Annotated in this window: 16 protein-coding genes; 6 read left to right on the top strand and 10 right to left on the bottom strand. The window is 67.3% G+C overall.

All coding sequences use genetic code 11. The annotated features are described in order from the left end of the window. The first annotated feature begins 114 nt into the window (after window positions 1-114). From B3D50_RS13445 to fabB, 3 genes are all read left to right on the top strand, one after another. Window positions 115-621: an SH3 domain-containing protein gene (locus B3D50_RS13445; protein WP_269296555.1), complete on the top strand. Its 507-nt coding sequence runs from the start codon at window positions 115-117 to the stop codon at window positions 619-621. Between the two features lie 80 nt (window positions 622-701). After that, complete coding sequence (gene fabA, locus B3D50_RS13440; RefSeq protein WP_269296556.1) at window positions 702-1,241, top strand: 3-hydroxyacyl-[acyl-carrier-protein] dehydratase FabA; 540 nt, start codon at window positions 702-704, stop codon at window positions 1,239-1,241. Window positions 1,242-1,304: 63 nt separating this feature from the next. Beyond that, a complete protein-coding gene (gene fabB, locus B3D50_RS13435; RefSeq protein ID WP_269296557.1) occupies window positions 1,305-2,534 on the top strand; it encodes a beta-ketoacyl-ACP synthase I in 1,230 nt (409 codons plus the stop codon). Window positions 2,535-2,862: 328 nt separating this feature from the next. Here the strand turns inward: fabB and B3D50_RS13430 are convergent, their stop codons facing one another. Both B3D50_RS13430 and B3D50_RS13425 read right to left on the bottom strand, forming a co-directional pair. Further along, complete coding sequence (locus B3D50_RS13430) at window positions 2,863-4,209, bottom strand: S1C family serine protease (RefSeq protein ID WP_286951921.1); 1,347 nt, start codon at window positions 4,207-4,209, stop codon at window positions 2,863-2,865. 127 nt (window positions 4,210-4,336) lie between these two features. Then, the gene (locus B3D50_RS13425) at window positions 4,337-5,527 is read right to left on the bottom strand and encodes an acyl-CoA dehydrogenase (RefSeq protein WP_286951919.1); all 1,191 of its coding nucleotides are present in this window, start codon (window positions 5,525-5,527) and stop codon (window positions 4,337-4,339) included. A gap of 141 nt (window positions 5,528-5,668) precedes the next feature. On the opposite strand from B3D50_RS13425, the gene B3D50_RS13420 reads away from it, so the two are divergent. Beyond that, window positions 5,669-5,935: a DUF6356 family protein gene (locus B3D50_RS13420; RefSeq protein ID WP_003166451.1), complete on the top strand. Its 267-nt coding sequence runs from the start codon at window positions 5,669-5,671 to the stop codon at window positions 5,933-5,935. Window positions 5,936-5,950: 15 nt separating this feature from the next. Here B3D50_RS13420 and B3D50_RS13415 read toward each other — a convergent pair whose 3' ends face one another. The 8 genes from B3D50_RS13415 to B3D50_RS13380 all read right to left on the bottom strand — a co-directional run bounded on the left by B3D50_RS13415 (window position 5,951) and on the right by B3D50_RS13380 (window position 18,092). Further along, complete coding sequence (locus tag B3D50_RS13415; protein WP_286951917.1) at window positions 5,951-6,469, bottom strand: hypothetical protein; 519 nt, start codon at window positions 6,467-6,469, stop codon at window positions 5,951-5,953. Between the two features lie 75 nt (window positions 6,470-6,544). Next, window positions 6,545-6,988 carry a hypothetical protein gene (locus B3D50_RS13410; RefSeq protein ID WP_286951916.1) on the bottom strand — a complete coding sequence of 148 codons (444 nt, stop codon included), beginning with the start codon at window positions 6,986-6,988 and terminating at the stop codon, window positions 6,545-6,547. Window positions 6,989-7,079: 91 nt separating this feature from the next. Continuing rightward, window positions 7,080-8,582 (bottom strand): 2-oxoglutarate dehydrogenase complex dihydrolipoyllysine-residue succinyltransferase, encoded by a 1,503-nt coding sequence (gene odhB, locus B3D50_RS13405; protein WP_286951914.1) that lies wholly within the window; start codon window positions 8,580-8,582, stop codon window positions 7,080-7,082. 55 nt (window positions 8,583-8,637) lie between these two features. Next, window positions 8,638-11,658 carry a 2-oxoglutarate dehydrogenase E1 component gene (locus B3D50_RS13400; RefSeq protein WP_286951912.1) on the bottom strand — a complete coding sequence of 1,007 codons (3,021 nt, stop codon included), beginning with the start codon at window positions 11,656-11,658 and terminating at the stop codon, window positions 8,638-8,640. Window positions 11,659-12,053: 395 nt separating this feature from the next. After that, window positions 12,054-12,956 carry a succinate--CoA ligase subunit alpha gene (gene sucD, locus B3D50_RS13395; protein ID WP_003166454.1) on the bottom strand — a complete coding sequence of 301 codons (903 nt, stop codon included), beginning with the start codon at window positions 12,954-12,956 and terminating at the stop codon, window positions 12,054-12,056. Between the two features lie 46 nt (window positions 12,957-13,002). Continuing rightward, window positions 13,003-14,193, bottom strand: a complete 1,191-nt coding sequence (gene sucC / locus B3D50_RS13390; protein ID WP_003166455.1) for an ADP-forming succinate--CoA ligase subunit beta — start codon at window positions 14,191-14,193, stop codon at window positions 13,003-13,005. Between the two features lie 164 nt (window positions 14,194-14,357). Then, entirely contained in the window at window positions 14,358-15,731 is a 1,374-nt protein-coding gene (locus tag B3D50_RS13385) for a spinster family MFS transporter (protein ID WP_286951909.1), read from the bottom strand. Between the two features lie 135 nt (window positions 15,732-15,866). Beyond that, window positions 15,867-18,092 (bottom strand): TonB-dependent receptor, encoded by a 2,226-nt coding sequence (locus B3D50_RS13380; RefSeq protein WP_286951907.1) that lies wholly within the window; start codon window positions 18,090-18,092, stop codon window positions 15,867-15,869. Between the two features lie 177 nt (window positions 18,093-18,269). Here B3D50_RS13380 and B3D50_RS13375 point away from each other — a divergent pair, with 177 nt between their 5' ends. Together B3D50_RS13375 and B3D50_RS13370 are read left to right on the top strand one after the other, a co-directional pair. Next, window positions 18,270-18,998: a TetR/AcrR family transcriptional regulator gene (locus tag B3D50_RS13375; RefSeq protein ID WP_286951904.1), complete on the top strand. Its 729-nt coding sequence runs from the start codon at window positions 18,270-18,272 to the stop codon at window positions 18,996-18,998. Continuing rightward, on the top strand, window positions 18,995-19,777 hold the full coding sequence (locus B3D50_RS13370; protein WP_286951902.1) for a LytTR family DNA-binding domain-containing protein: 783 nt from the start codon (window positions 18,995-18,997) through the stop codon (window positions 19,775-19,777). The genes B3D50_RS13375 and B3D50_RS13370 overlap by 4 nt, the downstream gene beginning before the upstream one ends. Window positions 19,778-19,780 lie beyond the last annotated feature (3 nt).

The following is a 19,780-nucleotide window of genomic DNA, read 5'->3' as shown; positions in this document are numbered from 1 at the left end:
ACCTGGGTTTTCCACGGGCGGCGCCCGTTTGGAACGGGTCGATATTCGGTGTCTAGCAAAGCTGCGGTCAGGATCAAAAGGGCGCCTCGCGTCGCGGCCCTCGCCGCTGTCCTCATGACCGGCGTTCTGTTGTCGGCGGGATCGACCATGCCCGACGGCCGCCCGACCCCGACGGGGCTAGAGGTGCCGCGCTGGGTGACGCTGAAATCCTCGCAGGTGCGGGCGCGTCAGGGGCCGGGCCTCGACTACCGCATCCTGTGGGAATATCGCGCCGCCGGCCTGCCGGTTCAGGTGATCGCCGAGACGCGCGAATGGCGAAAGATCTGCGATCCCGACGGCTCCGTCGCCTGGATTCACCGCACCGTCGCCTCGGGCCGCCGCAGCGTCTTCAACCGTTCGGACGAACCTGTGCCGATCCGCTCGGGTCGATCCGAGACCGCCTCGGTCCGCGCCCTTCTGTCGCCCCGCGCCCTGGTTCCTCTGGACGAATGCGAGGACGGCTGGTGCCGGGTGCGGGCGCGCAAGCTGCGCGGCTGGGTCGCCGAGCGGGCGGTCTTCGGAACCCAAGAGCGGTCCCTGTGCAACGCCGCCCGCCCCGCTGGAACCGGCCGCGCTTCCTGATCTCATATACTGACGGCATGGTTGAGCGCGGCCCTCGGGTCGTGTAACCCGCCAGCAACACCTTTCGGAGCCGATTTCCCTTGAGCCAGTCGCAATATCCGTCGTCGTTCGATCACGAAGGCCTGCTGGCCTCGGGCCGGGGCGAGCTGTTCGGCCCGGGCAACGCCCAGCTGCCGGCGCCGCCCATGCTGATGTTCGACCGGATCAAGACCATCACCGCCGACGGCGGCGACTACGGCAAGGGCTATGTCGAGGCTGAACTCGACATCAACCCGGACCTCTGGTTCTTCCAATGCCACTTCATCGGCGATCCGGTCATGCCGGGCTGCCTGGGTCTGGACGCCATGTGGCAACTGGTCGGCTTCTACCTCGGCTGGATCGGCGGACCGGGCAAGGGCCGCGCCCTGGGCGTCGGCGAGGTCAAATTCACCGGCCAGGTGACGCCGGACGTCAAGAAGGTGGTCTATAAGGTCCACCTGAAGCGCGTCATCAACCGCAAGCTGGTGATGGGCATCGCCGACGGCGTGCTCGAGGCCGACGGCGAGGTCATCTACACCTGTCAGGACATGCGCGTCGGCCTGTTCGGCGGCGCGGCCCCGGTGGAACCCGACCCCGCCTGACCCCACTTGATGGATAGCCGCGGGCAACGCGGCGTCCGCAGACTTTGTAGGATTGGAAACACCATGCGGCGTGTCGTCGTCACCGGACTGGGCATCGTCTCTTCCATCGGCACCGGCCAGGATCAGGTCGCGGCCTCCCTTCGCGACGCCAAGTCGGGCGTCCAGCACGCCGCCGACCACGCCAAATACGGCTTCCGATCCCAGGTCTGGGCGCCGCCCGCCCTGGGTCATACGGCCGAGGACTGGGCGCCGCTGGTCGACCGTCGCGCCGCCCGCTTCCTGGCCAACGGCACGGCCTGGGCGCACATCGCCTTTGAAGAGGCGCTGAAGGACAGCGGCCTGACCGCCGAAGAGATCAAGGATCCGCGCATCGGCCTGATCGTCGGCGAGGGCGGCCCCTCGACCCAGGTCATCCTGCAGGCGGCCCAGACGACCGTCGAAAAGGGCTCGCCCAAACGCGTCGGCCCCTTCGCCGTGCCCAAGGCCATGGCGTCCGGCCCCTCGGCCGTGCTGGCCACATGGTTCGAACTGAAGGGCGTCAACTATTCGATCAGCTCGGCCTGTGCGACCAGCGCCCACTGCATTGGCGCGGCCGCCGAACAGATCGCCTGGGGCAAGCAGGACGTGGTCTTCGCCGGCGGCTGCGAGGATATCGACTGGTCCATGTCGAACATGTTCGACGCCATGGGCGCCATGTCCTCCAACTTCAACGACACGCCCGACAAGGCCAGCCGCGCCTATGACACGGCCCGCGACGGCTTCGTCATCGCCGGCGGCGCCGGCATCGTCGTGCTGGAAGAATACGAACGCGCCGTGGCGCGCGGCGCGACCATCTACGCGGAAGTCACCGGCTACGGCGCCAACTCGGACGGCTACGACATGGTGGCCCCCTCGGGCGAGGGCGCCGAGCGCTGCATGAAGATCGCGCTGGAGATGGCCGGCAATCCCACGATCGACTACCTGAACCCGCACGGCACCTCGACCCCGGTCGGCGACAGCAAGGAGATGGGCGCGGTGCGCAACGTCTTCGGCGACGCCATGCCGATGATCTCCTCGACCAAGTCGCTGACGGGCCATTCGCTCGGCGCTGCGGGCGCGCAGGAAGCCATCTACTGCCTGCTGATGATGAAGCACGGCTTCGCCGCCGAAAGCGCCCACATCGAGACTCTGGACCCCGAGTTCGAGGGCATGCCGATCCTGCGTCAGCGCCACGACGGCGAACTGAAGCACGTCATGTCCAACAGCTTCGGATTCGGCGGCACCAACGCCACCCTGATCCTGTCGAAGGTCTAAGCTTCACCGATCGGGAAAATACGAAGCGACACGAAAACGCCCCCATTCGGTCCTTCGCCCGCCCGGAACAGCGCGCACACATGCATCATCGGCCCGTCGGAGTTCGGAAAAGTCCCGGATCCTGAACAGCCCCCCAGCCCCCTGGATTTTTCCGCGTAAAGGGCTTCGGCGGGTCGATGCTTCCTCCAAGCGACGCCCGCGCCTGCCCCTCCTCCCCCTCCCCGGCAGCGCGGGCGTTTTGCTGTCCGTTTCCCAACAGACGCATAAGACTTCGCCCGCGCGACGCCGGGTCACGCGGGCGATGCCGTAGAGCTTCAGAGGGCCCGGATCAGGCCGGAAGGTCGATCTCGACGCGTTCGTTGTCGCGCAGGACGATGATCGGCACGACCGCCTCGCCCGCCGCCTGCAGACGCTGAGCCAGATCCTTCATGTCGGCGATCTCGGCGCCGTTCGCCTGGACCACCACATCGCCGGCCTGGAACCCAGCTGCGGCGGCGGACGATCCCGCCTCGACCACGGCGATCTGGGCCCCGCGGCCCGAAGCCGGATTGCGCACCGTCAGGCCGCGCGACATGGCGGCCTGAGCACCCAGACGCACGGCGGCCGGATCGGACGGCTCGACCGTCAGCCGGGTCGAGGCCTCGCGGCCGTCGCGCAGATAGACGACCGGCATCTGGGTTCCGGCGCGGGCGATGCCGACCGTGGCCTGGACCGAACCGGCGTTGGCCACCGGGCGGTCCTGGATGCGCGTCAGCACGTCGCCGGGCTTCAGCCCCGCCTTCTCGCCCGCCGAGCCCGGCTCGACATCATAGACCACGGCGCCGCGCACGATGTTCAGCCCGATCTCGCGCGCGCGCTCGGCCGTCAGGGAGCCGAGGCCCAGGCCGACGCGGCCGCGCTTGACCTCGCCGGTGGCGCGCAGCTGGTCGACCACGAACATCATGATGCGCGTCGGCACGGCGAAGGCGATGCCGTCGTTGCCGCCGCCGAAACCGCCCGACAGGATGGCGGTGTTGATGCCAATCAGACGCCCCCGGCTGTCCAGCAGCGGCCCGCCCGAGTTGCCCGAGTTCACCGCCGCGTCGGTCTGGATGTAGTCCTCGATGGCGTCGCCCATGCCCGAGCGGTTCAGGCCCGAGATGACGCCCATGGTCAGGGTCTGGTCCAGACCCAGGGGATAGCCGACGGCGAAGGCCAGGTCGCCGCTGCGCAGGGTGTCGGAATCCACCGTCGCCACCTGCGACAGGCCCGTGGCGTCGATCTTCAGCACGGCGATGTCGGTCGCCTTGTCGGCGCCGATCAGGGTGGCGTCGAACAGGCGGCCGTCGATCAGGTCGACCGTGAACTTCTGGCCGTTCTCGATGACGTGGTGGTTGGTGACGATGATGCCTTCGCGCGCGTCGATGATGACGCCCGAGCCGCCCTGCGAGGGCTTGGGATTGTTTTCCGAGCTGGGACCGCGCGACTGGCCCAGGGTCGTCACCTGGACCACGGCGGGCAGGCTTTCCTCCAGCCCGGCGGCGAAGGTGAAGACGCCGCGCCGGGCGTCATAGGGCATGGCCGCCACGGGCGACTGGACAGCCGTCGCCGCCGCGACCACGGGCGCAGCCTGGGCCATGCCGCTGAAGCTGAAGATCGCCAGGGCGGCGCCGGCCAGCAGGCTGTGTTTCGTCATTCCGGTTTCCTTCACGCGCCGACCGCCTTCGGTCGACAGACGGGCGAGCATCGTCGCCCCGCAGGCGAGACAAACGCGCGACAACGGCAAAGGATCGTCGCGTCGCGCGTTTTCTGCAACGCTTGTCTCAGAAGGCGGCTTCGCCGGTGATGGCGCGGCCCAGGATCAGGGCGTGAACGTCGTGCGCGCCTTCATAGGTGTTGACCGTCTCCAGGTTCATGGCGTGACGCATGACGTGCAGTTCGCCGGTGATGCCGGCCCCGCCGTGCATGTCGCGGGCCTCGCGCGCCACGGCCAGGGCCTTGCCGCAGTTGTTGCGCTTCATCAGGCTGATGGCCTCGGGAACCCAGGCGCCCGTGTCCAGCAGACGACCCAGGGCGTAGGCGCCCTCGAAGCCGAGGAAAATCTCGGTCTGCATATCGGCCAGCTTCTTCTGCACCAGTTGGCGCGCCGACAGCGGGCGGCCGAACAGGGTGCGCTCGGCCACATAGTCGCGGCTGGCATGGAAGCAGAACTCCGCCGCGCCCATGGCGCCCCAGGCGATGCCGAAGCGCGCCTTGTTCAGGCAGGAGAACGGCCCACGCAACCCCTGCACGCCCGGCAGGATGTTGGCTTCCGGCACGAAGACGTCGTTCAGGCCGATGTCGCCCGTCACCGAGGCGCGGAGCGACAGCTTGTCGCCGATCTTGCCCGTGGTGAAGCCGTCGAAATCGCGCTCGACGATGAAACCGCGGATCACGCCGTCCAGCTTGGCCCAGACGATGGCCAGATCGGCGATCGGCGAGTTGGTGATCCAGTATTTGCCGCCGTTCAGGCGATAGCCGCCGTCGACCGCGACCGCCGTGGTCTTCATCGCGGCCGGGTCCGACCCGCCGTCCGCCTCGGTCAGGCCGAAGCAGCCGACCAGCTCGCCCGCCGCCATCTTGGGCAGGAACTTCGCCTTCTGATCGTCCGAGCCGAAGGCGTAGATCGGATACATGGCCAAGGACGACTGCACCGACATGGCCGAGCGATAGCCGCTGTCGATCGCTTCAACCTCGCGCGCGATCAGGCCGTAGGCGACGTGCGACGCTTCGGAGCCGCCGTACTGTTCCGGCAGCATGGCGCCCAGGAAGCCCATTTCGCCCATCTCGGTCATGATGGCGCGATCGAACACCTCGTCGCGGAAGGCGGCGACCACGCGCGGCAGCAGGGCTTCGCGCGCATAGGACCGCGCCGCGTCCTGCACCATCCGCTCCTCGTCGGTCAGACGGCCCGTCAGGTCGAAGGGGTCTTCCCAGCGGAAAGTTTGGGCGGAAGTGGTCTTGCCGTCGGCCATCGGTCGTCCTTTTAGATCTCGGCAGGGGCCTCACGCGGGGTTGAAGCGGCGTGACGAAGCGCCCCCTGTTGCTACGGCGGGTTTAGGCCAGAATGCGGCCGCCGGGTAGAGGGACCGGCGCGACCACGCTAGGCTGTCTTCATGTCGAACGCTTTCAACCGCCTGTTCCGCGATCACCCGCGAGAGGTCGACGAGACCTACCTCGAACATATGGCCGCGTCGTCGCGTTTCGGCTTCAAGCTGCTGCGCCTGGCGGGCTGCGCCTTCATCCACGCGGTGACGCCCGGCCTGCACAAGACCACGGTGTCTGACGCCATTCGCGGCATGGCCCAGGACATGGGCGGCCGCGCCGCAGAAGCCCGCGAATGCCGTATGCGCGACGCGGGCGTCTGGGACGTCGGCCTCTAGGCCCCTGATACGCCGTCAGTCCGGCGTCTGCGTGCGGCTGTAGAAGCCCGAGATGTCGGAGCCCATGCCGCAGAAGCGGTTGGCGGCCGTGCTGTCCTCGACGAAGGCGCCTTCCGGCCCCACGCGCACCGTGACGACCGGCGCGTCGGCGCCGATGTCGGCCGCCGTCAGTTCGTTCACCTCGCCTTCGAACGGGATGAGCTTGGCGTGGATGACGTCGTCGCGGTCCTGGACGCCGCGCGCCTGAAGCTCGCAATCCGCCGCCGTGGCCCCGCCGTTCGGAACGCCTCCAGCGCGGATCAGCACGCGCCATTCGGCGCCTTCCTCGATCAGCCTGAGGTCGGCCTGGGCCGGATCGGTGCGGCGGAAGTCGGCGCTTCTCTCGGTGACAGCCGGGGCCGTTGCGGGAGCAGCCGCCGCAGCGTCTTCCGCCTTGGGCGCAGTGGAGGGCGCTTCGGCCGGGGCCGGCCCGCAAGCCATGAGCGCAGCCGCCAGGGTCAGGGCGCCGGACGCAGGGATCAGATTGAGACGCAAGCAAACTCTCCATCACAAGGAAGCGGGCGCGAAGCTCCGTTATTTTCGACGCGCTCGTCAACCGCCTGCAACGCCTCAACCCATGGCGCCGTTCACCCACGCCCACAGATAGGCGCCCGCGGACAGCAGCAGGATCGCCGCAATCAGCGCCAGGCCCGCCCACTGCAGCGCGTTGAAGCGACGCGGCATGGCCGTGCCGACAAAGCCGGCGCCGGTCGCAAAGGCGAACAGGGCCAATCCGCGCGAGGCCGTGCGAACCGTCGTATCCGGCGCGTCGAGATCATCGCCTTCATCCGTGGCGAACTCGCCCGTCCCCGCGCGGGCCAGCAGATCGCGCGCCCGCGCCGCCTGATCCGCCCGCCCCATCAGCCGGATGCCCAGGGCGCGCTGCATCAAGGGGTCGACCGTGGTCTGAAACCGCTCCGTCACCGACACCTCGATGTCGTGCGACGACAGGAAGGCCGCGGCCAGATCGGCCTCATAGACGTCGTGATAGCGGGCGATCTCGACCAGGCTCATGCCGCCAGCCTAACACGCCTGCGGGGCGCGCAATTGAAAACGGCGAGATCCGAAGATCCCGCCGTCGTCAGTCGTTCGCGTGATGCGGACCTTACAGGTCCAGCAGGGCGCGCGCCGGGTCTTCCAGCAGTTCCTTGATGCGGACCAGGAAGGTCACGGCTTCCTTGCCGTCGACGATGCGGTGATCGTAGCTGAGGGCCAGGTACATCATCGGACGGATCTTGACCTCGCCGTTGATGGCCATCGGGCGCTGCACGATGTTGTGCATGCCCAGGATGCCCGACTGCGGCGCGTTCAGGATCGGCGTCGACATCAGCGAACCATAGGTGCCGCCGTTGGTGATGGTGAAGGTGCCGCCCTGCATCTGGTCCATGGTCAGGGCGCCGTCACGGGCGGCCTTGCCCAGGGCGCCGATGCCCTTCTCGATGCCGGCCAGCGACAGGGCGTCGGCGTCGCGCAGCACCGGAACCACCAGGCCCTTGTCGGTGCCGACGGCGATGCCGATGTCGTAGTGGTTCTTGTAGATGATGTCCGTGCCGTCGATCTCGGCGTTGACGGCCGGGATTTCGTGCAGGGCCTGAACCACGGCCTTGGTGAAGAAGGACATGAAGCCCAGCTTCACGCCGTGGCGCTTCTCGAAGACCTCCTTGTACTGGGCGCGCAGGGCCATGACGTTGGTCATGTCCACCTCGTTGAAGGTGGTCAGCTGGGCGGCCGTGTTCTGGGATTCCTTCAGGCGGCGGGCGATGGTCTGACGCAGGCGCGTCATCTTCACCCGCTCTTCGCGCGGCTGGTCGGCGCGCGGCGCGGCAGGCGCAGTAGCGACCGGAGCCGCCGGAGCGGGGGCGCCGATGGCGGCGATGGCGTCGGCCTTGGTGATGTTGCCCTTCGGACCCGAAGCCGACAGCGCGGCCGGGTTCAGGTTGTTCTCCGAAACAACGCGCTGAACGGCGGGCGACAGGTGCGCCGAAGCCGGAGCCTGGGCCGAACCCGTGTTGGCCGGAGCCGCAGCCGGGGCCGGAGCGGCCGCAGCAGCCGCGCCCGAGGCGGCGACCGAACCGATCACCTGACCGGGGGTCACGGTGGCGCCGTTGTCTGCCACGATGGTCAGGACGCCGGCGGCCGGGGCCGAAACTTCCACGGCCACCTTGTCGGTCTCGATCTCGACCAGCAGTTCGTCCTTGGCGACGGTGTCGCCCGACTTCTTCAGCCAGGTTCCGATCGAACCTTCAGCGACGCTCTCGCCCATGGTCGGCACGGCGATGTCGACCGCAGCGCCGCCAGAAGCGGCAGGAGCAGCGGCCGGAGCGGCGGCGGGAGCCGCAGCCGCCGGAGCCGGGGCCGGGGCGGCGGCCGCGCCGCCTTCGGTCACCGCGCCCAGCACCGTGCCGGGAACGACGGTGTCGCCCTCATTGGCGTTGATCGCCGACAGCACGCCGTCAGCGGGGGCGACGACTTCCAGCGAGACCTTGTCGGTTTCCAGCTCGACCAGGACTTCGTCCTTCTTCACGGCGTCGCCGACCTTCTTGGTCCACTTGGCGATCGAGGCTTCGGCGACGGATTCACCGAGGGCGGGGGTGAGGATATCGGCCATCTTCAGTGTCTTTTCGTGTCTGAACTTTGCTTGTTTCTTAGGTCAGGCGCGGCGGTCAGGCCATGGCCTCGGCGAGGAAGGTCTCGAGTTCCTTCAGGTGGCGGCTCATCAGGCCTGCGGCGGTCGAGGCCGAAGCCGGGCGACCGACGTAGCGCGCGCGCTTGGCCTTCACGTCCAGCTTCTCGAGCGTCAGCTCGATCCACGGGTCGACGAAGGTCCAGCCGCCCATGTTCTTGGGCTCTTCCTGGCACCACACCAGATCGGCGTTGGGGAAGCGGGCCAGCTCCGCCGAGATCGACTTGATCGGCCACGGATAGAACTGTTCCAGACGCAGGATGTAGATGTCGTCCACGCCCGCCTTCTCGCGCGCGTCCAGCAGGTCGTAGTAGACCTTGCCGGAACAGACGATGACCTTGCGGATGTCCTTGTCGGCCTTGAGCGTGACGCCCGCCACCGACGGACGCAGCTCGGCGTCGTCGCGCAGCACGCGGTGGAAGGACGAGCCCTCGGCCATGTCTGCCAGGGTCGAGACCGCCTTCTTGTGACGCAGCAGCGACTTGGGCGTCATCAGGATCAGCGGCTTGCGGAACGAGCGGTGCAGCTGGCGACGCAGGATGTGGAAATAGTTGGCCGGCGTCGTGCAGTTGGCGACCTGCATGTTGTTCTCGGCGCACTGCTGCAGGAAGCGCTCCAGGCGGGCCGAGGAGTGCTCGGGGCCCTGGCCTTCATAGCCGTGCGGCAGAAGCATCACGAGACCGCTCATCCGCAGCCACTTGCGCTCGCCCGACGAGATGAACTGGTCGATCACCACCTGGGCGCCGTTCACGAAGTCACCGAACTGGCCTTCCCACATGGTCAGGGTGTTCGGATCGGCCAGCGAATAGCCGTACTCGAAGCCCAGCACGGCCTCTTCGGACAGGGCCGAGTCGATGACTTCGAAATGGGCCTGGCCGTCGCGCAGGTTGTTCAGCGGGAAGTAGCGCTGCTCGGTCGTCTGGTCGGTGATGCCCGAGTGACGCTGAGAGAAGGTGCCGCGCACCGAGTCCTGGCCCGACAGGCGGATGTTGTAGCCTTCGTCCAGCAGGCTGGCGAAGGCCAGGCTCTCGGCCGTGGCCCAGTCGATGTTCTCGCCGCTCGACACCGCATCGCGGCGACCGTCGATGACGCGCTTCAGCGTCTTGTGCACGTCGACGCTGTTCGGGATAGTCGTCAGGCGGTGGCCGTAGTCCTTGAGCTTGTCGGCCGCGACGGCGGTGTCGCCGCGCTGCGCGGCGTCATCGACGGTCTCGGCGCCCAGGCCCTTCCACTCGCCGTCCAGCCAGTCGGCTTTCTTAGCTTCGAAGGTCTTGCCGGCCTCGAACTCGGCGTCGAGGTAGGCCTCGAAGCGGGCGATCTCGGCGTCCACCTCGGCCTGGGTGATGACGCCCTCGGCGATCAGGCGCTTGGCGTAGATCTCCAGCGTCGAGGGCTGGTTCTTGATCTTGGCGTACATCAGCGGCTGGGTGAAGGTCGGGTCGTCGCCTTCATTGTGGCCGAAGCGGCGGTAGCAGAACATGTCCACCACCACGTCCTTGTGGAACTTCTGGCGGTATTCGGTGGCCACCTTGGCGGCGAAGACGACCGCTTCGGGATCATCGCCGTTGACGTGGAAGATCGGCGCCTGAACCATCAGCGCCACATCCGACGGATAGGGCGACGAGCGCGAGTTGCGCGGGCTGGTGGTGAAGCCGATCTGGTTGTTGATGACGAAATGCAGGGTGCCGCCGGTGCGGTAGCCCTTCAGCCCCATCAGGGCGAAGCACTCGGCCACCACGCCCTGACCGGCGAAAGCGGCGTCGCCGTGGATCAGCAGCGGCACGACCTTGGAGCGGTCCAGCACCCATTCGGCGTCCGGCTTGCCGGCGTTGACCTCGGCCTCGCGAATGTCGAAGGCCTGCTTGGCGCGCGACTTGCCCAGGACGACCGGGTTGACGATCTCCAGGTGCGAGGGGTTGGCCGTCAGCGACAGGTGGACCTTGTGGCCGTCGAACTCACGGTCGGACGAGGCGCCCATGTGGTATTTGACGTCGCCCGAACCCTCGATGTCCGAGGGAACTGAAGAGCCGCCCTGGAACTCGTGGAAGATGGCCTTGTACGGCTTGCCCATGACGGCGGCGAGCGTGTTCAGACGACCGCGGTGGGCCATGCCGAAGACGATCTCGTCGACACCCAGGGCGCCGCCGCGCTTGATCACCTGCTCCAGGGCCGGGACCATGGCTTCGCCGCCGTCCAGGCCGAAACGCTTGGTGCCGGGGAAGCGCTTGTGCAGGAAGCGCTCGAAGCCTTCGGCCTCGGCCAGCTTCTTGAAGATGGCCAGCTTGCCTTCCTTGGTGAAGGCGTTCTGTTCGAACTTGTCCGGACCTTCGAAGCGCTGCTGCAGCCAAGCCTTCTCTTCCGGCTCGGCGATGTGCATGAACTGCACGCCGATGTTGCCGCAATAGGTGCGCTTGAGGATTTCCAGCACCTGGCGGACCGAGCCGGTCTCCAGACCCAGCACGCCGTCCAGGAAGATCGGGCGATCCATGTCGGCGGCGGTGAAGCCGTAGAACTCGGGCGTCAGCTCCGGGTTCTCGATCGGCTTCTCAATGCCCAACGGGTCGAGGTTGGCCTGAAGGTGGCCGCGCACGCGGTAGGCGCGGATCAGCATCAGGGCGCGGATGGAATCGTGGGCGGCGGCGCGCACGTCGGCGGCCGAAACGGCGCCCGAAGCGTCAGCCGCCGGAGCCGCCGGGCGCGGGCCGGGCTTGCCGGCGGCCTTGGGGTCGATCTTGGGGGCGGGCCAGCGGCCGTCGAACACGGCGGTTTCCTCGGTCGGCTCGGACGCGCCCGAGCGACCCCAGGAACCGGCGGCGGCCGACTGCTTCACCAGGTCGGCGTTGTCCTTCAGCTGATCGAAGAAGGCGCGCCACTCCCCCGACACCGAGCCGGGGTCCGAAGCCCATTTTTCGTGCAGGTCCTCAATGAAGGCGGCGTTCGCGCCATAGAGGAAGGAGGTCTCGGCAAAGACCTGGTTCAGCCGACCCGCATCGTCCGCCATTTTTCTCTCAATCGTCCCTTTACAACCGCCCGCGCACAGCCGCGCGGAGAGCAGCGCCGTTCATATAGGCCCTGTTTCCTTACTGGTCATGACCGAAGGGAGGCGGACCGGGTGGAATTTGGTCGAATCGGCAAGAAAAAACGCCCCCGGACGATTCCGGAGGCGTTACAAAAGGTCACACGGCGCGAAAAACACCCCCGGAACGCGGATAGATTAGACTTTGGTCCAATCCGCCGCCCCGCTTGACGCCGAACCCACCCTCAAGTGAATCCGGCGCTCAAGCAGCGAGCGACCGCGTCGCGAGCATAGCGCCGCGCCTCTCAAAAAGGCGCTGAAGCAGCGAGCCGCCGCGCGGCGAGCGATAGCGCCCGCACGCGCAGCGTGCGCTGAAGGGCTTAGCCCTTCAGCACTTCCACCAGCGTCGCGCCCAGACGCGCCGGCGACGGCGAGACGCGGATGCCCGCAGCCTCCATGGCGGCGATCTTGGATTCCGCATCGCCCTTGCCGCCCGAGACGACGGCGCCGGCGTGGCCCATGGTGCGGCCCTTCGGAGCCGTACGGCCCGCGATGAAGCCGGCCATCGGCTTCTTGCGGCCCTTCTTGGCTTCGTCGATCAGGAACTGGGCGGCGTCTTCTTCGGCCGCGCCGCCGATTTCGCCGATCATGATGATGGACTCGGTGGCGTCGTCGGCCAGGAACATCTCCAGCACGTCGATGAACTCGGTGCCCTTGACCGGGTCGCCGCCGATGCCGACGGCCGTGGTCTGGCCCAGGCCCTCGTTCGTGGTCTGGAACACGGCTTCATAGGTCAGGGTGCCCGAACGCGAGACGATGCCGACATTGCCCTTCTTGAAGATGTTGCCCGGCATGATGCCGATCTTGCACTCTTCCGGGGTCAGGACGCCGGGGCAGTTCGGGCCCAGCAGACGCGAGTTCGAACGGTCCAGACGCGCCTTGACGCGCACCATGTCCTGCACCGGAATGCCTTCGGTGATGCAGGTGATGAAGGGGATCTCGGCGTCGATAGCCTCGATGATCGCGTCGGCCGCGCCTGCCGGCGGGACGTAGATGACGGTGGCGTCGGCGCCGGTGCGCTCCTTGCCTTCGGCGACCGAGGCGAAGATGGGCAGGGTTTCGCCATGCGAGCCGGTCCAGGTCTGGCCGCCCTTGGTCGGGTGCACGCCGCCGACCATCTTGGTGTTGTAATAGGCCAGCGCCTGTTCGGTGTGGAAGCCGCCGGTCTTGCCGGTCAGGCCCTGGACCAGGATCTTGGTGTCTTTGTTGACGAGGATGGACATGTGTCTGTGCTCTGAATTCTGTGTGTCTGCTGGGCGGTAGCGGCGCTTACGCGACCGCCGCGACGATCTTCTGGGCGGCGTCGTCCAGGTCGTCGGCGGCCTGGATGGTCAGGCCCGACTCGTTCAGGATCTTCTTGCCCAGCTCGGCGTTCGTGCCTTCCAGACGCACGACCAGCGGCACCTTCAGGCCCACTTCCTTCACCGCGGCCACGACGCCCTCGGCGATGACGTCGCACTTCATGATGCCGCCGAAGATGTTGACCAGGATGCCCTCGACCTTCGGGTCGGCGGTGATGATCTTGAAGGCCGCGGCGACCTTGTCCTTGCCGGCGCCGCCGCCGACGTCGCAGAAGTTGGCGGGCTCTTTGCCGTACAGCTTGATGATGTCCATCGTCGCCATGGCCAGGCCGGCGCCGTTGACCATGCAGCCGATGTTGCCGTCCAGCGCCACATAGGCGAGATCCCACTTCGAGGCCTCGATTTCCTTGGCGTCTTCTTCGGTCTCATCGCGCAGGGCGCGGATGTCTTCGTGGCGGTACAGGGCGTTGCCGTCGAAGCTGACCTTGGCGTCCAGAACGCGCAGATGGCCGTTCTCCATGACGATCAGCGGGTTGATCTCGAGCATGTCCATGTCCTTCTCGACGAAGGCCTTGTACAGGATCGGGAACAGCGACTTGCCGTCTTCAGCGGCGTCGCCCGTCAGCTCCAGCGCCGCGTTGATGGCGGCGACGTTCTCGGCGGTGACGCCGGCTTCCGGGTTGATGGCGATGGTGTGGATCTTCTCGGGCGTGGCGTGGGCCACTTCCTCGATGTCCATGCCGCCTTCGGTCGAGACGACGAAGGCCGTCTGACCGACCGAACGATCGACCAGCAGCGAGCAGTACAGCTCACGGGCGATGTCGGCGCCGTCTTCGATGTACAGGCGGTTGACCTGCTTGCCGGCCTCGCCCGTCTGGGCGGTGACCAGGGTGTTGCCCAGCATTTCCTTGGCGTGGGCGACGGCTTCCTCGATCGAGAAGGCCAGACGCACGCCGCCCTTGGCGTCGGCGGGCAACTCCTTGAACTTGCCCTTGCCGCGGCCGCCGGCGTGGATCTGCGACTTCACGACATAGAGCGGGCCAGGCAGCTGCTTGGCGGCGGCTTCGGCCTGGTCGGCCGAGGTGATGGCCACGCCGGCCGCGACCGGGGCGCCGTAGCCCTTGAGGACCTGCTTGGCCTGATACTCGTGAATGTTCATGTCTGATCCGCGCCGTTAGGGAGGTTTGTGGAAACTTTGGCCGCGCTTATAGGCGTCGCGCCTTCGCCTGCGCAACCGCCTGTCGTCTTATGGCCTCATGAGGATTTTCTTATGCCGGGCGGCGGGCCGGCCTCAGGCCGCCGCCCGGTCCGTCTTCGGGACGATTAGTCGACCCAGTCCTTCTTGAGCGTGCGCGAGGCGCCGAACAGCAGGGCCGAGGACAACAGGTAGAAGCCCATGCCGGTATAGATGGCCCAACGCAGGCTCTCTTCCCCGAAGGTCGGGCGCAGCAGGTCGCTCATCCAGCCGAAGTAGTAGATGCCGACGGCGATCCCCAGCAGGTTGTTGATCAGCAGGAACAAGGCCGAAGCCGTGGTCCGCATGGCGGGCGTGGCCAGGTGCTGCACAGCCGCCGTGATCGGTCCCAGCCAGGTCAGGTTCAGCCCCGTGGGGATCAGGAAGATCAGGAAGGCCATGGTCAGGGCCGCGGCGCCGTTGGGATCGGAGCCCGGCATGACGGCGCCCACCACTGCGCCCGAGTTCATCGCCAGGATGAAGCAGGGCACCGAGATCAGGAAGGCGATCGCCGGCGTCAGCGGATAGGCGGCCTTGGACGTCTTGCCCAAGCGGTCGGCCATCGAACCGCCCAGCCAGATGCCCGCCACCCCGCCGACCAGGACGATGGCTGAATAATACCAGGCTGTCTGGGACAGGGTCAGGCCGAAGCTGCGCATGAAGAAGCTGGGCAGCCAGGCGGCCACGCCATAGCCGCACACCGAAGACGCAGCCGCGCCGAACGACAGCAGCCAGAAGCTGGGCTTGGGCGCCAGGGTGCGCACCGCCTCCATGAAGGGCGGGGCTTTCGGCGCTTCAACCGGCGCCGCCGCGGGTGCGGCGGGCTCCACATCCAGTCCGCCGCGCTTGGGATCCTTGACGGTCAGGCGCAGCACCGGCGCGACCAGCACCCCCAGGACGCCCACCACGATGAAGGCCGTGCGCCAGCCGTAGGTCGCCGCCAGCAGGCCGCCGACTAGAGTGCCCGCCGCCATGCCCAGCGGGATGCCGAAGGCATAGGCCGCCAGAGCCCGCGCGCGCTGGGACTTGGGAAAATAGTCGGCGATCAGGGAATAGGCCGGGGCCACCCCGCCCGCCTCGCCGATGCCGACGCCCATGCGGCACAGGAACAGCGAGCCGAAGCCGCCCGCCAGACCGCACAGGGCGGTGAAGCCCGACCAGACGGTCAGGGCGCCGGTCATGATCCACACCCGGCTGAACCGATCGGCCAGCCAGGCGATGGGGATGGCCAGGGTCGAATAGAGCAGGGCGAAGGCCAGCCCCCCCAGCAGGCCGAACTGGCTGTCGCTGAGGTTGAACTCGGCTTTCAGCGGCGCGGCCAGGATGCCGATGATTTGCCGATCCAGGAAGTTCAGCATGTAGATGAGGATCAGGATCCCCAGCACATAGTAGCGATAGCCCGGCGACGCGGCGCGCGCGTCGACCGTCCCTGCATCGGCCTTGGCGGCCTCGATCTGGCTCATGGGCGTTCCCCGACTGGTTTCTTGAGGTGACGGTAGCGGCCCCGCCGCCGCGCGCCACGAAAAAAGAAGGGCGGCGGCTCCCACGAACCGCCGCCCGCGATCAGATGATCAGGCGTTCAGGAGAAATGACCCGGATCAGAACTTCAGCCCGACCGTGGCCGTGACGGTGCGCGGGGCGCCATAGTAGCCGATCAGGGAGTCACCGAAGAGGGCGCCGGGGAAGACATAACCGCCCACGCGATACTGCTCGTCCGACAGGTTCTTACCGTGGACGCCGACTGTCAGGCGATCGTTCGAGGAGGTCCACACCAGGCTGGCGTCGAACATCCAGAAGGCTTCCTGGTCGAGGATCGGGTTGGCCGTCTCGAACAGTTGATAGTCGCCGCGATAGGAGGCCGACGGGATGAAGGCCAGGCTCGAGCCGTTCTCCATCCAGTGGGTGTAGGTGGCGCCGATCGAGCCGGTCCATTCCGGCGTGTTCTGGAAGTCGCGCTGATCCGAGACGTCAACGAAGCACCCCGGCTTTGTCGGACAGCTGGAGTTCAGCGGACCCGTCGGGATGTAGGCCATGAACTGATCGAACTCGGCGTCCGTATAGCTGAGCATGCCGTTCAGGGTCAGGTTGTCGGTGACGCGCAGACGGCCCTCGAACTCCCAGCCGCGAATGCTGGACGAACCGACGTTGTCGACCACCGAGGCCACCGTCGCGCCAGCCGGATACTGGGTCGTGATCTGCTGATCCTCATACGAGGAATCGTAGATGGCCGTGGCGAAGTTCAAGCGGTTGTCGAACAGCGAGCCCTTCAGGCCGATCTCCCAGGTCTCGACCGTCTCGGGCCGATAGCCCTTGACCGTGTCGGGATACAGGACAGCGTCGCCGCGCATGTCGAACCCGCCCGACTTGAAGCCCTCGCCCCACGACACATAGGTCGTCAGATCCGGGGTCAGCTTGTAGGAGACGCTGACGCGCGGGGTGAACTTCTCGAACTCTTTCGTGGCCGTGTAGTCGGTGCGCGGCGCGGCGATCGGCACGGCGGCGCCGTTGCCGAAACCGGGGCTGCGAATGCCCAGATACTGTCGACGGAAGACGATTCCGGTCTTCTCGTCGTGGGTCCAGCGGGCGCCGACCGACACCGACAGGGCGTCCGTCACGTCATAGGAGAAGTCGCCGAAGACGGCGTAGCTCTTGGTGTCCACCGAACCGGAGGTCAGGGTGGTCAGGTTCGCCAGACCCAGAACGGTGTCGAAGGCGCCCGACGCCGTGGCGTCCAGGTAATAGACGCCGGCCACGCCCGACCAGCGGTCGCCGCTGAAGACGGCCTGGAATTCCTGGCTGAACTGATCGTCGTCATAACGAGCCGGAATGTCGAGGATCGGCGCCGGCAGGTTGTCGAAGTCGATGTTGCCGCGCGTCAGGCCGTCGCGTTGAGCCGTGACCGACTTCAGCGTCAGCCACTCATTGACGTTCCACTCGCCGGTCAGCGACAGCCCTTTGGACTCGACCCGGTTCGCATCGCCTGCGCCTGCGTTGGTGTCGTAGACGTCGGCCGGGCTCGGAGCCAGTTCGCGGTGGCCGTGACGGGCGTTGGAATCGTCCTTCACGATGTCGCCGGCCAGGCGGAAGAACAGGCTGTCCGTCGGCGTCCATTCGGCGCTGAATCGGGCCGCCGTCACATCCTTGTTGTAGTGCTCATTGCCCGTGTTCAGGTTCGTGCCGTAGCCGTCGCGCAAATAGCGGGCGACCGCCGCCGAGACCGCGAACTTGTCGTTGAAGGGCAGCTCGACCGAAGCGACCAGATCGCGCTGGTTATAGCTGCCGTAGGAGGCGCGGACCTGGCCCTGAGGCTCATCGGTGTCGATGCGCTTGGTGACGTATTTGATCGCGCCGCCGATGGTGTTGCGACCGTAGAGCGTGCCTTGGGGACCGCGCAGGATCTCGATGCGCTGAATGTCGAAGATGTCCAGAACGGCCGCCTGCGGGCGGGCGATGTAGACATCGTCCATATAGAGGCCGACGCCCGGCTCGAAGCCCCACAACGGGTCTTGCTGCCCCACGCCGCGGATGAAGGAGATCAGGGTGGAGTTGGAGCCGCGGGCCGCCTGCAACGTCAGGCTGGGCGCCGAACGGGTCAGTTCGGTGATGTCGGCCGAACCCTTCTGCTCCAGCTGCTCGGCCGAGAAGGCGGAGACCGCCACCGGCACGTCCTTCAGCGCTTCGTCGCGACGGCGCGCGCTGACGATGATGTCGTCGACGGACGAAACCTGCTCGCCGACAGGCGCCGCCTCCTGAGCTTGCGCCGCAGTGGTCATCACGCCGAAAGCGGCGCCCGCCAGCAAGGCGGTCTTCACGAGTCTGTTCATGTGCATCCCAATCTTGTTTCCGGCCCGATCGACGCTTTTATTCAGCGTTCAATGATTTTTTGCATTGGTGACGATCTTTCGCCCGCCTGTCAAACGGCCAAGCCTGATTTCCGTCACGGAAAGGCCTGCCCTGTGGCGCCGTTGCACTAACCCCCAAAGCGCGACTAGCTTCCGGCCATGACGAAGAGCGACCTGCCGCCGCCCCAGATTCCCCCGCTGCCCGCCACGCCTGCACGGCGCGGGCGCCCCAAGAAGACAAAGGCGGCCGCGGCGGGCGAGACGCGCGACGCCATCCTGAACGCGGCCGAGGATCTGTTCTCCAAGCACGGCTTCTACGGCGTCACCATCCGCGAGGTGGCGCGCGAGGCGGGCGTGGATACGGCCCTGGTCCACTATTATTTCGGGGCCAAGAAGGAGCTGTTCGACGCCGTCTTCAATCGCCGCGCCGAGGTGTGGAACGCCGAGCGCGTCGCCGCCATCGACCGCTACGCCGAGGCGGCGGGCGACGCCATGACGCTGGAGGGGTTGTTCGAGGCCTTCCTGCGCCCGCCGTTCCAGTGGTCGCTGAAGGGCGGGCCGGGGTGGAAGCACTACGCCGCCCTGGTGGCCCAGACCAACGCCAATCCGGCCTTCGGCGGCGAGACCATGGCCCGCTATTTCGACCCGGCGATCCGTCGCCTGCTCGAGCTGGTCAAGCGCATCATGCCCGAGGCGGACGAGGCCGACCTCTATTGGGCCTATCATAATCTGTCGGGGGCCCTGACCCTGACCCTGGGCGAGACGGGGCGCCTCGACCGCCTGTCCGGTGGGCTGTGCCAGTCGGGCGATCTGGACAGCGCCTGCGACTACATGGTGCGTTTCGCCGCCGCCGGGTTCCGCGCCGTCTGCGGTCCGACGCGCGCATGACGCCTCGGCTGGATTTCTCGCCGGGGTCCAAAGCGCGCGACTTCCTGCGCGGCCTGGCGGTGGCCGTGGGAGCCGGCGTCTTCCTGGCGCTCGGCGGGGCCTTCGGCTCCAACGGCGCGCCGCTGGCGCAGCGTCTGGTCTATTGGGTGCCCGTGCTCGTCGTCGGCGGCCTGTGGGGGCACCTGTGCAGCCTACTGGTCGAGCGATTCATCGACGTGGATGCGCGCCCCTGGCTGGGCGCCGCTGCCTTGACCCTGGTCATCACCGGGCCGTTGACGCTCATGGTCTGGGCCATGACCGGCCTGATGTTCGAAGGACGTCTGCGCCACGCCGACGACCTGCGTCACTTCTTCCCGCCGGTCGCCCTGATCACCGCCGTGCTCAGCATCCTGAACATCTTCCTGGGCCGCAAGCAGCCGATCGAGACCCACGCCGCCGCGCCCGGCGCCGCGCCCGCCCGATTCCTCGACCGCCTGCCGCCTCGCTTGCGCGGCGCGCGGCTGATCGCGGTCCAGGCCGAGGACCACTATCTGCGCCTGCATACCGACAGAGGCTCGGACCTGATCCTGATGCGGCTGTCCGACGCCCTGGGCGAACTGGAGGGGCTGGAAGGCGCCCAGACCCACCGCAGCTGGTGGGCGGCCAAGGGCGCCGTGGCCTCGGTCGCGCGCGGCGACGGCCGCGCCGCCCTGACGCTGGACGGCGGCCCCGGCGGCAAGCTGGTCGTCCCCGTCAGCCGCCGCTACGCCAAGGCCCTGCGCGACGCGGGCTGGTGGTGAGGC

The organism is Brevundimonas sp. UBA7507, assembly GCF_002478355.1.
In the GTDB taxonomy this organism is placed as follows: Bacteria; Pseudomonadota; Alphaproteobacteria; order Caulobacterales; family Caulobacteraceae; genus Brevundimonas; species Brevundimonas diminuta_D.
Note: the sequence above shows the minus strand (reverse complement) of the source record. Positions and strands in the feature narration are given on the sequence as shown.

Bases quoted from the DNA above. Each gene is read 5' to 3' on its own strand.
- B3D50_RS13445 (WP_269296555.1), top strand. From the start codon at position 115: ATGACCGGCGTTCTGTTGTCGGCGGGATCGACCATGCCCGACGGCCGC.
- fabB (WP_269296557.1), top strand. From the start codon at position 1,305: ATGCGGCGTGTCGTCGTCACCGGACTGGGCATCGTCTCTTCCATCGGC.
- B3D50_RS13430 (WP_286951921.1), bottom strand. From the start codon at position 4,209: ATGACGAAACACAGCCTGCTGGCCGGCGCCGCCCTGGCGATCTTCAGC.
- B3D50_RS13425 (WP_286951919.1), bottom strand. From the start codon at position 5,527: ATGGCCGACGGCAAGACCACTTCCGCCCAAACTTTCCGCTGGGAAGAC.
- B3D50_RS13420 (WP_003166451.1), top strand. From the start codon at position 5,669: ATGTCGAACGCTTTCAACCGCCTGTTCCGCGATCACCCGCGAGAGGTC.
- B3D50_RS13410 (WP_286951916.1), bottom strand. From the start codon at position 6,988: ATGAGCCTGGTCGAGATCGCCCGCTATCACGACGTCTATGAGGCCGAT.
- odhB (WP_286951914.1), bottom strand. From the start codon at position 8,582: ATGGCCGATATCCTCACCCCCGCCCTCGGTGAATCCGTCGCCGAAGCC.
- B3D50_RS13400 (WP_286951912.1), bottom strand. From the start codon at position 11,658: ATGGCGGACGATGCGGGTCGGCTGAACCAGGTCTTTGCCGAGACCTCC.
- sucD (WP_003166454.1), bottom strand. From the start codon at position 12,956: ATGTCCATCCTCGTCAACAAAGACACCAAGATCCTGGTCCAGGGCCTG.
- sucC (WP_003166455.1), bottom strand. From the start codon at position 14,193: ATGAACATTCACGAGTATCAGGCCAAGCAGGTCCTCAAGGGCTACGGC.
- B3D50_RS13385 (WP_286951909.1), bottom strand. From the start codon at position 15,731: ATGAGCCAGATCGAGGCCGCCAAGGCCGATGCAGGGACGGTCGACGCG.
- B3D50_RS13380 (WP_286951907.1), bottom strand. From the start codon at position 18,092: ATGAACAGACTCGTGAAGACCGCCTTGCTGGCGGGCGCCGCTTTCGGC.
- B3D50_RS13375 (WP_286951904.1), top strand. From the start codon at position 18,270: ATGACGAAGAGCGACCTGCCGCCGCCCCAGATTCCCCCGCTGCCCGCC.
- B3D50_RS13370 (WP_286951902.1), top strand. From the start codon at position 18,995: ATGACGCCTCGGCTGGATTTCTCGCCGGGGTCCAAAGCGCGCGACTTC.